General features: G+C 71.5%; 9 protein-coding genes and 1 pseudogene. 5 read left to right on the top strand and 5 right to left on the bottom strand.

Annotated elements, in window-relative coordinates; translation table 11 throughout:
• Positions 1-23: 23 nt before the first annotated feature.
• On the top strand, positions 24-989 hold the full coding sequence (locus tag FIV43_RS10275) for a glycine betaine ABC transporter substrate-binding protein (protein ID WP_141014052.1): 966 nt from the start codon (positions 24-26) through the stop codon (positions 987-989).
• A gap of 24 nt (positions 990-1,013) precedes the next feature.
• Here FIV43_RS10275 and FIV43_RS10270 read toward each other — a convergent pair whose 3' ends face one another.
• Complete coding sequence (locus tag FIV43_RS10270) at positions 1,014-1,946, bottom strand: GNAT family N-acetyltransferase (RefSeq protein WP_141014051.1); 933 nt, start codon at positions 1,944-1,946, stop codon at positions 1,014-1,016.
• A 110-nt stretch (positions 1,947-2,056) separates the two neighbouring features.
• Between FIV43_RS10270 and fdxA the strand changes: the two genes are divergently transcribed.
• On the top strand, positions 2,057-2,383 hold the full coding sequence (gene fdxA, locus FIV43_RS10265; protein WP_141014050.1) for a ferredoxin: 327 nt from the start codon (positions 2,057-2,059) through the stop codon (positions 2,381-2,383).
• A gap of 20 nt (positions 2,384-2,403) precedes the next feature.
• On the top strand, positions 2,404-3,498 hold the full coding sequence (dapC, locus tag FIV43_RS10260) for a succinyldiaminopimelate transaminase (RefSeq protein ID WP_407938892.1): 1,095 nt from the start codon (positions 2,404-2,406) through the stop codon (positions 3,496-3,498).
• 49 nt (positions 3,499-3,547) lie between these two features.
• On the opposite strand, the gene FIV43_RS10255 is transcribed toward dapC, so the two are convergent.
• The 3 genes and pseudogenes from FIV43_RS10255 to dapD all read right to left on the bottom strand — a co-directional run bounded on the left by FIV43_RS10255 (position 3,548) and on the right by dapD (position 5,854).
• The gene (locus FIV43_RS10255; protein ID WP_231123908.1) at positions 3,548-3,811 is read right to left on the bottom strand and encodes a TM2 domain-containing protein; all 264 of its coding nucleotides are present in this window, start codon (positions 3,809-3,811) and stop codon (positions 3,548-3,550) included.
• Positions 3,812-3,886: 75 nt separating this feature from the next.
• Positions 3,887-4,846, bottom strand: coding sequence for a hypothetical protein (locus FIV43_RS10250; RefSeq protein WP_141014048.1), 960 nt, complete (start codon positions 4,844-4,846; stop codon positions 3,887-3,889).
• A 61-nt stretch (positions 4,847-4,907) separates the two neighbouring features.
• Positions 4,908-5,854 (bottom strand): annotated as a pseudogene (dapD, locus tag FIV43_RS10245) (2,3,4,5-tetrahydropyridine-2,6-dicarboxylate N-succinyltransferase).
• Between the two features lie 135 nt (positions 5,855-5,989).
• Between dapD and FIV43_RS10240 the strand changes: the two are divergent.
• The gene (locus FIV43_RS10240; RefSeq protein ID WP_141014047.1) at positions 5,990-8,107 is read left to right on the top strand and encodes an oxidoreductase; all 2,118 of its coding nucleotides are present in this window, start codon (positions 5,990-5,992) and stop codon (positions 8,105-8,107) included.
• 46 nt (positions 8,108-8,153) lie between these two features.
• Here FIV43_RS10240 and FIV43_RS10235 read toward each other — a convergent pair whose 3' ends face one another.
• Positions 8,154-8,951 carry an acyl-CoA thioesterase gene (locus tag FIV43_RS10235; RefSeq protein ID WP_181407752.1) on the bottom strand — a complete coding sequence of 266 codons (798 nt, stop codon included), beginning with the start codon at positions 8,949-8,951 and terminating at the stop codon, positions 8,154-8,156.
• Positions 8,952-9,330: 379 nt separating this feature from the next.
• Between FIV43_RS10235 and ileS the strand changes: the two genes are divergently transcribed.
• On the top strand, positions 9,331-12,624 hold the full coding sequence (gene ileS / locus FIV43_RS10230) for an isoleucine--tRNA ligase (protein ID WP_141014045.1): 3,294 nt from the start codon (positions 9,331-9,333) through the stop codon (positions 12,622-12,624).
• The last annotated feature ends 20 nt before the right edge of the window (positions 12,625-12,644 follow it).

Raw genomic sequence — 12,644 nt, 5'->3', positions numbered from 1 at the left:
ACCCGAAGCACGTCCCGCCCCCGTTGCGGTGTCCGCGGAGTCCGGGTGGCCGTGGGGCTGCTCGCCGCGACCCTGGTCAGCGCCGGCTGCGGACTGCAGACCGCGGGCGGTGTGGTCCCGAGGCCACCCTTGCCGCGTCGTCGTCGGAGGCAGGCTCCCTCGACGGGGCCGAGATCGCGGTCGGCTCCAAGAACTTCAGCGAGAACATCATCCTCGGCAAGATCGCGCTGATCATGCTCAAGGCGGCCGGCGCCGAGGTCACCGACCTCACCAACATCCCCGGCTCCACCGCGGCCCGGCAGGCCGAGGTGGAGGGGCAGATCGATGCGATGTGGGAATACACCGGCACCGGCTGGATCAACTACCTGGGCCACGACAAGCCCATCCCGGACGAGCAGGAGCAGTACCAGGAGGTCCGCGACGAGGACCTCGAGAAGAACGACCTGGTCTGGCTGCCGCCCGCGCCGATGAACAACACCTACGGCTTCGCGATCACCCGGGAGTCGGTCGACAAGTACGGCATCAAGACGCTCTCCGACATCAAGAAGCTGCCCAAGGCGGAGCAGACCTACTGCGTCGAGACCGAGTTCACCAACCGACCCGACGGACTGCCCGGGATGCTGAAGACCTACGGGCTGAGCGCCTCGGACGACCAGCTCAAGATCTTCCAGACCGGGGCGATCTACGACGCCACCGACCGCGGGGAGTGCGTGCTCGGCGAGGTGTTCACCACCGACGGACGGATCCTGGCACTCGACCTCACCGTGCTGGAGGACGACAAGGAGTACTTCCCGAAGTACAACGTGTCGCTGGTGCTGCGCGAGGAGCTCTACGAGGAGTACCCGCAGATCGAGGACCTGATGGCCCCGGTGACCGAGAAGCTCACCGACGAGGAGCTCATCGCGATGAACGCCCAGGTCGACGTCGACGGCAAGGAGCCGACCGACGTCGCCTACGACTGGCTGGAGGAGCAGGGCTTCATCGACTGAGCGTGGAGTCGGGGCCGGGCCCGGTCACGCCGGGGGCGTCAGGTAGCGCATGAGGTGGTGGCCGGCGAACCCCAGTCGGTCGTAGAGCGCCAACGCGGGGACGTTGTCCACCTCGACGTGGAGCCAGGCCGTGGTGGCGCCGCGCTCGGCCCCCCACTCCAGCAGCGCGTCCATCACCACCAGCGCCAGCCCGCGGCGACGGTGCGCCGGATCGACCCGCAGGCCGTGCACCCCCAGCCAGTCGCCATCCAGCGCGGCCGCTCCCTCCGCGATCGGGTCGCAGCCGTCGCCGACGGTGACCGTGACCCGGTGCTCATCGACGCTCACCTCGACCGTGCGGTCGGGGACGTCCAGGGTGCGTCGTACCCGTGCGATGGAGGCGAGCAGGAACTCGGCGTCGCCGGTCGGGTCCGGCTGCCAGCCCAGCGCGCGCAGCGCCCGCTCGTGGTCGCCGTCCAGCTCGACGTGCAGATAGGTCGGACGGCTCCGGGCGGCGTAGTGACGGGCCACCGCGTCTGCGGCATCGGCGACCGGCATCCCGGGGTCGCCGACCGCGAGGCAGGAGTTGAGCCGGCGGCGCAGTCGGCCGGTGGGGGAGCGCTCGCCGCGCACCGTCCAGTCCCCGATCGCGCTGGTCTCCAGGTCCGCGGAGAGGGCGACCGTGTGCGCCTCGGCGTCGGCGACCGAGACCCGGTGGCGCACCGACGGCCGGGGCGGGACCGGCTTGCCCGAGACGATGTCCTCGATCGCGATCTCGACCAGCTCGCCGCCCTCGGTGCGCAGCGTCGCGACGCCGCGGCCCCAGCCGATGCAGTCACCCAGCAGGTCCGTCATCGCCGGCCCGCCGGTGGGGCCGGTCTCGCCCCGGAGCAGGCGACGGATCACCACCCGCTGACCCACCACGTGCGGGCCGAGGAGATGACGTCCCGGATCGTGGGGTGTCGGTTCGTTCGCCACGCCGGGATACTAGAGTGGTCGCGTCCACGAAAGACATTCGTGTGCCCGTCATCCGCCGCGGTGCGAAGCCGCGGCCGCAAAGCCCCAGTGTTCCCGTCCAGGAGGATTCGATGACCTACGTCATCTCGCAGCCGTGCGTCGACGTCAAGGACCGTGCGTGCGTCGACGAGTGCCCGGTGGACTGCATCTACGAGGGCAAGCGGATGCTCTACATCCACCCCGACGAGTGCGTCGACTGCGGCGCCTGCGAGCCGGTCTGCCCGGTCGAGGCGATCTTCTACGAGGACGACGTGCCGGAGGAGTGGAAGGACTACTACGACGCCAACGTCAAGTTCTTCGACGAGATCGGGTCGCCCGGCGGCGCCGCCAAGATGGGCGAGATCGACCACGACCACGAGTTCATCGCGAACCTCGAGCCGCAGAACCAGGACCACTGAGCCAGCGAACGGCCCTGGGGATCTCCGGCCGGCTGCCGGACTTCCCCTGGGACAAGCTGGGTCCGTACGCCGAGAAGGCGCGGGCACATCCCGACGGTGTCGTCGACCTCTCCATCGGCACCCCGGTCGACCCGACTCCCGAGGTCGTGCAGGACGCGCTGCGCGCGGGCGCCGACTCGCCGGGCTACCCGGTCACCATCGGCCGGGTGGAGACCCGGCAGGCGGTCGTCGACTGGTTCGCCCGCTGCCACGGCGTGCCCGGACTCGGTCTGGACCAGGTGCTGCCCCTGGTCGGCTCCAAGGAGATGATCGCCTCGCTGGCGGTCCACCTCGGGATCGGCCCCGGCGACCTGGTCGTCTACCCCGAGCTGGCCTACCCCACCTACGAGGTGGGGGCCGCGCTGGCCGGCGCCGACGCGATCGCCACCGACGCGCTCACCGCCCTGGGGCCGCGCACCCCGCGGTTGCTGTGGCTCAACAGCCCGTCCAACCCGACCGGTCGGGTGCTGCCGCCGGCGCACCTGAAGAAGGTCGTCGACTGGTGTCGTGAGCGCGGCGTGCTGCTGGTCAGCGACGAGTGCTACCTGGACTGCGTCTGGGAGGGCGAGGCCTACTCGGTGCTCCACCCGGAGATCTGTGGCGCCAGCACCGACGGCCTCCTCGCCGTCCACTCGCTCTCCAAGCGGTCGAACCTGGCCGGCTACCGGTGCGCCTTCGTGGCCGGCGACGCCGCGGTGATCGGCGAGCTGCTCGCGGTCCGCAAGAACCTGGGCCTGATGATGCCGGGGCCGCAGCAGGCGGCGATGGTGGCGGCTCTCTCCGACGACGAGCACGTCGCCGCGCAGCACCAGCGCTACGCCGTACGACGTGAGCTGCTGCGCGCGGCCCTGCTCGCCGCGGGCTTCACCATCGATCACTCCGAGGCGTCGCTCTACCTGTGGGCCACCAAGGGGCCCGACGGCCCGGACTGCTGGGCCCTGGTGGACGACCTGGCCGAGCGCGGCATCCTGGTCGCCCCCGGCGCCTTCTACGGCCGTGCCGGCGAACGGCACGTGCGGGTGGCGTTCACCGCCACCGACGAGCGGATCGCCGCCGCGGTGTCGCGCCTGTCCTGACGCGTCCGCGACGGCGATGCCCGGCCGTCCGGGGGCCGCTCCTCCAGGCTCAGTCGCGGAGCCGGCGTCCCTGGGCGTCGGTGGTGAAGCCGTTGGAGCCCACCAGGATCAGGATCCCCTCGATGAAGCCCCACAGGGAGCCGATGCCGCAGGTGATCAGGGTGACGATGATCTGGATGACACCGCGCTGCGTGTTGCCCAGGTAGAACTGGTGGACCCCCAGGCCGCCGAGGAGGATGCCGAGGACGCCGGCGACCACCTTGGACTTGTCGGAGTACCCGGAGTAGTCCGGGGACGGCGGGACGGGCGGCATGCTCGACATGGTGCTCCTGCGTGTGAGGGGGTGTGACAGGACGACCGTCCCCCCGCACGCCGGCGCCAAACCCGGTCAGGCGAAGACGTCGACGTGCACGTGGTCGCGGTGCTCGAGGATCGCCATGTCGCCGGAGCGCGACGGCGGGTCGTAGTCGCTCCACCCGTCCTGGCCGGCCCGCCAGATCCGGTCGTCGAAGATCACCGTGCGGATGTCGAGGCGGGCGGCGTTCCCCACCAGGTAGTGCGCCAGGGCCCAGCCGCGCACCTGGTTCTCGGCGTTGACCGGGCGGAAGAAGATGTCGATCGCGCGCCCCTCGTAGTGTGCGGAGCCCTCCATGTGGCCGTCGGAGACGCCGCCCGGCTCGAACCCGCCCAGGCTGAGATCGCCGAACCGGTCGACCAGGTCGAGCCGCACCTGTTCGGCGCGCTCGGTCAGGCCCGAGGCGACCAGCTCGGTGTCGGCGCCGGGTGCGCCGCCGTCCAGGTCGCAGGTGAAGGCGGCCTCGGAGTAGCCGGTCAGTGCCGAGGCGAGTGCCCGGGCGTCGGCTTCGTGGTCGGCGTAGGCGTTGGGGAAGGCGGAGCGCTGCACCTCCTGCGCCGCGACGGTGATCTCCATGTCCTCGTAGCCGTCGACCTTCTCGAGCGCGTCGTAGAAGGCGTTCGTGGAGTAGACCGGGTCGAGGATCTGCTCCTCGGTGCCCCAGCCCTGGGACGGGCGCTGCTGGAACAGCCCGAGCGAGTCGCGGTCGCCGTGCTCGATGTTCTCCAGCTTCGACTCCTGGTACGCCGTGGCGAGCGCGATCGAGACGGCCCGGGCGGGCAGTCCGCGGTCGGCGCCGATCGCAGCGATCAGCGTGGCGTTCTCCGCCTGCTCCCCACTGATCTCGACCGTGTGGCCGTCCACCGTGGCCGTGCAGTCGCCGTCGGGTCCGAACCCGAGCTTGTCGGTGGCCGTGAGCACGCCGATGCCGATCCCGGCGACGGCGATGAGCACGATCGCCGCGAAGGCGATCGCGCCCACACCCTTCTTCATCGCTCCAGTGTGGAGGGTCGTTGGTTGCGCCGAGCGACGCGGCCGGACACCTGCGACAAGATCAGTTCGCGTGCAGTGCCGCGTTGAGGGCGATGCCCTCGCCCTGCCACGGGACGGCCTCGACGGCACCGGTCACCGAGTTGCGCCGGATCAGGACGTTGCTCGCGCCGGAGAGCTCGAGGGCCTTCACCACCCGCGGGTCGTGGCCCGGCTCCAGCACGGTCACCTTCGTGCCGGCGGTGACGTAGCAGCCGGCCTCGACGACGCAGTCGTCCCCCAGGGAGATCCCCAGGCCGGCGTTGGCGCCGAGCAGGCACCGCTCGCCGATCGAGATGACCTGCTTGCCGCCGCCGGACAGGGTCCCCATGATCGAGGCGCCGCCGCCCACGTCGCTGCCGTCACCCACCAGGACGCCGGCGGAGATCCGGCCCTCGACCATCGAAGCGCCCAGGGTGCCGGCGTTGAAGTTGACGAAGCCCTCGTGCATCACCGTGGTGCCCGCGGCGAGGTGGGCGCCGAGCCGCACCCTGTCGGCGTCGGCGATCCGGACACCCGACGGGATCACGTAGTCGACCATCCGGGGGAACTTGTCGACGCCGTGGACGGTGACGTGGGCGCCGCTGGCCTGCAGCCGGGCGCGGGTGAGCTCGAAGTCGTCGATCGCGCACGGACCGGCGCTGGTCCACACCACGTTGGTGAGCAGTCCGAAGACGCCGTCCATCGCGATCGTGTGCGGCCGGGCCAGGCGGGAGGAGAGCAGGTGCAGCCGCAGCCAGACGTCCTCGGTGTCGGTCGGGGCGAGGGCGAGGTCCTCGATCACCACGGTGCGGACCTCGCGTCGCACGCCGCGCGCCTCGTCCACACCGGCGAGGGCGGCGAGCTCGCCCGGGACGTCGGTGCCGTTGGGGGCGCCGAGCGTGGGGCGGGGAACCAGACGTCCAGGACGTTGCCCTGGGCGTCGAGGGTGGCGAGGCCGTGGCCCCAGGCAGCAGTCAGCGCGTCAGTCACGCTGGCCGATTCTACGGAACCGGACCGCGGCTCCGACCATGACGTTCGGCACGCGGAGAGCGGGCGGTGCGAGGGACTCCCACTGGGCGCGACTGGCGCCGACGCTGGCGAGCGGACCCGCCTAGCCTCACCACCGTGAGCAAGCCCCGGACCTTCCCGCACCTGACCGCACCGGGCCGGATCGGCCCGATGGAGCTGAGCAACCGGATCGTCCTGCCGGCGATGGACATGAACGTCTCCGAGGACGGCGTGATCGAGCAGCGGGAGATCGACCACTACGTCGCCCGTGCCGCCGGTGGAGCCGGCCTGGTGATCACCGGGGCCTGCGCCATCGACTTCCCGGTCGGTGCCACCTCGATGAAGGAGCCGGGGCTGTCCGGGGAGCAGTTCGTCCCCGGTCTGCGGGCCCTCGCCGACGCGGTGCACGCGGTCGGTGGGAAGGTCTGCATCCAGTCGACCCACCACGGCAAGATCGCCCGGATCGACACGATCAACGACCGGCCGCTGTTGACGCCGAGCATCCCCGACTACGAGTTCGACTACCGGGCGATGGTCGACTGCACCACCGAGGAGTTGGGGCGCCTGGCCGCGGTCACCGGGGGCAAGAAGGCGACGTACCACGAGATGACGCTCGAGGACATCGACGCGCTGATCCTCACCTGGGCCGAGGCGGCCGCCCGGGTCGCCGCCGCCGGCTGCGACGCGATCGAGATCCACGTGGCCCACGGCTACATCCTCGGCGCGTTCCTGAACCGCCGGGACAATTTGCGCACCGACGAGTACGGCGGCGCGCTGGAGAACCGGGCCCGCCTGGCCTGCCGCGTGATCCGGGCCGTCAAGGAGCGGGTCGGGGACGACCTGGCCGTGCTGGTCCGGGTCGCCGGAGAGGAGTTCGGCCAGGAGGGTGGTCTCACCCTGGCGGAGTCCACCGCGGCCGCGGCCCTCTTCGAGGAGGTCGGCGCCGACGCCATCCACGTCACCGGCTGGGGGCGCAACCCGTTCGCGGACTTCACCGAAGGCCCGCTGCCGGACAAGGTGGGCGCCTACCTGGACGCGGCCGCCGCGATCAAGCGGCGCGTCTCGATCCCGGTGATCGCCGTGGGCCGGATGCTTCCGGAGATCGCCGAGGACGCGATCGCGGCGGGCGACATCGACTTCGCGGCGATGGGACGTCAGCTGCTGGCCGACCCCGAGCTGCCGAACAAGCTGCGCGAGGGCCGCGCCGCGCAGGTGCGTCCCTGCATCAACTGCTATCTCTGCGTCAACGAGAACTTCTTCGACGACACCCCCTTCTGTGCGGTCAACCCGGCCCTGGGCACCGAGACGATCCTCCCCCTGCTGCCGACCCGTACCCGCGAGCACGTGGTGGTCGTGGGCGCCGGCCCGGGCGGGCTGGAGAGCGCACGGGTGCTGGCCGAGCGCGGCCACCGGGTGACGGTGCTGGACAAGTCGGACCGGATCGGCGGCACCCTGTGGTTCTCCACCCTCACCACCCCCGACAACGAGCGGCTGCTGACCTGGCTCGGCGACGAGGTCGCCCGGCTCGGCATCGACGTCCGGCTGCGCACCGAGGCGACCGTGGAGACCGTCCGGGCGCTGGCGCCCGACCATGTCGTGGTGGCCACCGGCGCGGTCCGCCCGCGGCCGGACGTGCCGGGTGGCGACCTGCCGATCGTGCAGACCGGCGACACCCTCCGCGCGCTGATGCTGGGCAGCGCGGAGAAGGCCGACGCGGGCGTGGTGCTGCGCGCGCTGGGGCGGATGGGCAAGCTCTCCGGCGTCACCCGGAGCCCGTCGGCGGTGCGTGAGCTCACCAAGCGGTTCCTGCCGGTGGGCAAGGACGTCGTGGTGGTCGGCGGCTCCCTGGTCGGGCTGGAGCTCGCCGAGTTCCTGGCGCATCGTGGCCGTCGGGTCACCCTGCTGCACGAGTCGCAGCAGCTGGGTCTGCCGATGGCGATGCCGCGGCGCTGGACCGCGGTGCGCAACGCCGGCGAGCACGGCGTGGCGATCCACCGCAACGTCACCGTCGACCGGATCACCGAGCACGGCGTCGAGTGGAGCGACCGGGCCGGCGAGCAGCACTCGGCCACCGCCGACATGGTGCTCTACGCCGAGGGGACCGCCGCCGCGGCGCCGCTCGCCGACGACCTGCGTGCGGCCGGGCTCAAGGTCGAGGTCGTCGGGGACGCCGGAGAGGTCGGCTACATCCACGGTGCGGTGCACTCGGCGTGGAAGGTCGCGGCCACCCTCTGACCGGCGGTCGCCGCCCGGGTCAACCCGGTCAACCGGGTCGGCCGGCTCAGCCGCCGCTGAGGATCGCCAGCTGCCGTCCCTGGGCGATCAGCCGGCCGTGCTCGTCCCACAGCTCGACGTCCTCGTCGTGGTAGCCGGCGATCACGTGCCGGCTGGTGACGTGGCCGAGCGCCCACCGCGTGTTCTCGGCGCGACGCCGGTAGTGCACGGTGAGCTGGATCGTCGCCGAGGCGACGTGCCCGATCTCAGCAGTCACCGGCCAGAAGGCGTCCACCATCGCGCCGGCGAGCAGGGCGTCCACCGGCCGGCCGTCCGCGGAGCGGATCCAGGCCAGTGACTCGGTCACCCCCGACGGGTTGCCCGACAGCCAGCCCGGCGCCTCGGGCATCGCGTAGCGGTACCGGTCCAGGATCGCCATCATCCCGGGCGGGATCAGCCCACTGGAGTCCGGGCACTCCTCCGGACCGGGGATCTCCGGCGCCGCGTGCGGGGTGTGCTCGATGGAGCCCGTGGCGTCCCAGTCGTGGGTGCTCAGCACGGCGTGCGCGATCTCCTTGTCGTGCTGCACCAGGATCGCGTCGTACGTCGAGACCCGTCGCCCGACCCGCACCTCGCGGACCCGGACCTCGGCCTCGCCGGCCACGGCCGGGCGGAAGTAGGTGATCGCGATGCTCAGCGGGTCCGGGTGCGCGGCCTCACGCATCGCCGCGTGCTGCAGGACGGCCAGGATGTAGCCGCCGTTCGGGGTGCCGTTGGCGGTGTGCCAGTCGGCCGTGAGCTGGACGCGGTGCACACCGTCGCCCAGCGGCTCGGTCGCGACGGCATCGTCGAGGAGGTAGGACACGGCTCGATGATCCCGGATCGCCCCGGCCCGGTGGCAACCGGGCCGGTACGGCGCCGGCCGGGGTGGATCGGGGTGCCGCCAGGTCCCCGGGGAACCCGGCCTGGCCGGAATCCGATTCGCGCGGGTGGCGAGCGGCGCCGTACTCTGGACGGACAGGCGCTCGAGCCGTCATCAGCGGCGAGCCCCGGGAAGAACAGGCTCACGCAGCACCGGGCCCCAGTAGAACCCGGCGGGTAGGCCCGTCACAGCCGGCAACGAGCGGTCGTCCACGCAGCACCGGGCGGCAAGCGAGGTGGTACCGCGGCTGACGTCGTCCTCGTGGGAGAGCACGAGTTCGACCATCGCCACGCAGGCCACGCACCGCAGGAGACCGCCAGCCATGACCTATCCGAAGGTCACCACCGATCCCTCCGCCGGACCGACCCCCGGTCACGGCTCCGTCCCTTCCTCCCCGAGGTTCCCCGAGATCGAGGAGCGGGTGCTGGCCTACTGGGCCGAGGACGACACCTTCCGGGCGTCGGTCGAGCAGCGCGAGCCGGGTGAGCGGGGCGAGAACGAGTTCGTCTTCTACGACGGTCCGCCCTTCGCCAACGGCCTGCCCCACTACGGCCACCTGCTCACCGGCTACGTCAAGGACATCGTCCCGCGCTACCAGACGATGCGCGGCAAGCGGGTCGAGCGGCGCTTCGGGTGGGACACCCACGGCCTGCCCGCAGAGCTCGAGGCGATGCGGCTGGCCGGCATCAAGACCACTGACGAGATCGTCGAGATGGGCATCGACAAGTTCAACGACGCCTGCCGCGCCTCGGTGCTCAAGTACACCGGCGAGTGGCGCGACTACGTCACCCGCCAGGCCCGATGGGTGGACTTCGACAACGACTACCGGACCATGAACCCGGAGTTCATGGAGTCGGTGATCTGGGCGTTCAAGAGTCTCTTCGACAAGGGGCTGATCTACGAGGGCTTCCGCGTCCTGCCGTACTGCTGGAACGACGAGACCCCGCTGTCCAACCACGAGCTGCGGATGGACGACGACGTCTACCAGATGCGCCAGGACCCGGCGGTGACCGTCGGCTTCACGCTGGCCGGGACCGGCGCCGACCCGGTCCTCGACGGCGCGCACGTGCTGGTCTGGACCACCACCCCGTGGACGCTGCCCTCCAACCTCGCGGTGATGGTCGGCTCCGACATCGACTACGTCGTCGTCGAGGCCGGCGTGCCCGGCACCGACGGGACCGCGCGCTACCTGCTGGCCGAGGCCCGGCTGGGCGCCTACGTCCGCGAGCTCGGCGAGGACCCCGAGGTGCTCGGCCGCTACCGCGGGGCGGACCTGGTCGGCCGTCGCTACACGCCGCCGTTCTCCTACTACGCCGACCACGAGAACGCGTTCCGCGTGGTCGCCGCCGACGAGGCCGTCACCACCACGGACGGAACCGGCCTGGTGCACAGTGCGGGCGCCTTCGGCGAGGTCGACAAGGAGGTCACCGACCGCGAGGGCATCGCGCCGGTGATGCCGGTCGGCAAGGACGGCCGGTTCACCGAGCCCGTCGCCGAGTACGCCGGGATGCTGGTCTTCGACGCGAACCTGCAGATCATCGACCACCTCAAGGCGGCGACCCGCGGGGAGGCGGCCGGGTCGGTCACCGCGGGCACGGTGCTGCTGCGCCGGGAGACCTACGACCACTCCTACCCGCACTGCTGGCGCTGCCGCGAGCCGCTGATCTACAAGGGCGTCAGCTCCTGGTTCGTCGAGGTCACCGCGTTCAAGGACCGGATGGGGGAGCTCAACCAGCAGATCCGCTGGGTGCCCGAGCACATCAAGGACGGGCAGTTCGGCAAGTGGCTCGCCGGTGCCCGCGACTGGTCGATCACCCGGAACCGGTTCTGGGGCTCGCCCGTGCCGGTCTGGAAGTCCGACGACCCGGCCTACCCGCGCATCGACGTCTACGGCTCCTTCGAGGAGATCGAGCGCGACTTCGGCCGGCTGCCCCGCAACGCCGCCGGCGAGCCGGACCTGCACCGGCCCTGGGTCGACGACCTGACCCGCCCCAACCCGGACGACCCGACCGGCAGGTCGACGATGCGCCGGGTGGCCGACGTCCTCGACGTCTGGTTCGACTCCGGCTCGATGAGCTTCGCGCAGGTCCACTACCCGTTCGAGAACAAGGACTGGTTCGCCGGGACCGACGACGGCTCGGCGGTCGGCCACTTCCCGGCCGACTTCATCGTCGAGTACATCGGCCAGACCCGTGGCTGGTTCTACACGCTGCACATCCTGGCCAGCGCGCTCTTCGACAAGCCCGCCTTCTCCTCGTGCATCAGCCACGGCATCGTGCTCGGCTCGGACGGCAACAAGATGTCGAAGTCGCTGCGCAACTACCCGGACGTCTCCGAGGTCTTCGACCGCGACGGTGCCGACGCGATGCGCTGGTTCCTGATGGCCTCGCCGATCCTGCGCGGCGGCAATCTGGTGGTCACCGAACAGGGCATCCGGGACGCGGTGCGCCAGGTGATGATCCCGCTCTGGAACACGTGGTACTTCTTCGCCCTCTACGCCAACGCGGAGTCCTACGACGCCGCGGGCCGCACCGACTCCACCGACCCGTTGGACCGCTACCTGCTCGCCAAGACCCGGCAGTTCGTCGAGGAGCTGACCGAGCAGCTCGACGCCTACGCGATCGCGGACGCGTGCGAGACCACGCGGGCCTTCCTCGACGTGCTGACCAACTGGTACGTGCGCCGCTCCCGGGAGCGGTTCTGGGAGGGCGGGGTCGAGGCGTTCGAGACGCTCGCCGCGGTGCTCGACGTGGTGTGCCGCGCGGTCGCGCCGCTGCTTCCGCTGACCACCGAGGAGATCTGGCGTGGCCTGACCGGCGAGCGTTCGGTCCACCTCGCCGACTGGCCGCGGGTCGAGGCGCTGCCGGCCGACGACGCACTGGTGACGGCGATGGACGAGGTGCGGGCGATCTGCTCCTCGACCTCGGCGCTGCGCAAGGCGGCCCGGCTGCGCAACCGGCTCCCGCTGGCCACGCTGACCGTGGTGGTCGATGACCCTGCCGCGCTGCAGCCGTTCACCGCGATCATCGCCGACGAGCTGAACGTGAAGTCCGTGCGCCTGGTCGCCGCCGACTCCGACGAGGCCGCCGGCTACGGCGTGGAGCAGAAGCTCAGCGTCAACGCCCGGGCCGCCGGACCGCGCCTGGGCAAGGACGTGCAGACGGCCATCAAGGGCTCCAAGTCCGGTGACTGGTCGGTCGGTGCCGACGGCGCGGTGACCGCGGGTGGGCTGGCCCTGCAGGAGGGTGAGTACACCCTGGAGACGGTGGTCGGCTCCGCGGCCGAGGGGGCGGCGACCGGCATGCTCCCCGACGGCGGCTTCGTCGTGCTCGACACCGTGGTGACCGCCGAGCTCGCCGCGGAGGGTCTGGCCCGCGACCTGGTCCGGGCGGTGCAGCAGCTGCGCCGTGACAGCGGGCTGGAGGTCACCGACCGGATCGCCCTGAGCGTCACCGGGCCGGACGCGGTGCTCGCGGCGGCGACCACGCACGAGTCGCTGATCGCGGGGGAGACCCTCGCGACGTCGTACGACGTCGGCGGCGCGGCGTCCGGGACGGCCACCGAGGTGACGGTCGGCGACGACGAGAAGGCGCGGATCGCGATCCGTCGCGTCTGAGCCGGGAGTCACCGGCTCGG

Source organism: Nocardioides sambongensis (assembly GCF_006494815.1).
GTDB lineage: Bacteria > Actinomycetota > Actinomycetes > Propionibacteriales > Nocardioidaceae > Nocardioides > Nocardioides sambongensis.
The sequence above is the reverse complement of the archived record's forward strand: the minus strand, read 5'-3'. Positions and strand labels throughout refer to the sequence as shown.

Coding starts and splice junctions, on each gene's coding strand:
- fdxA (WP_141014050.1), top strand. CDS start 2,057: ATGACCTACGTCATCTCGCAGCCGTGCGTCGACGTCAAGGACCGTGCG.
- FIV43_RS10255 (WP_231123908.1), bottom strand. CDS start 3,811: ATGCCGCCCGTCCCGCCGTCCCCGGACTACTCCGGGTACTCCGACAAG.
- FIV43_RS10250 (WP_141014048.1), bottom strand. CDS start 4,846: ATGAAGAAGGGTGTGGGCGCGATCGCCTTCGCGGCGATCGTGCTCATC.
- ileS (WP_141014045.1), top strand. CDS start 9,331: ATGACCTATCCGAAGGTCACCACCGATCCCTCCGCCGGACCGACCCCC.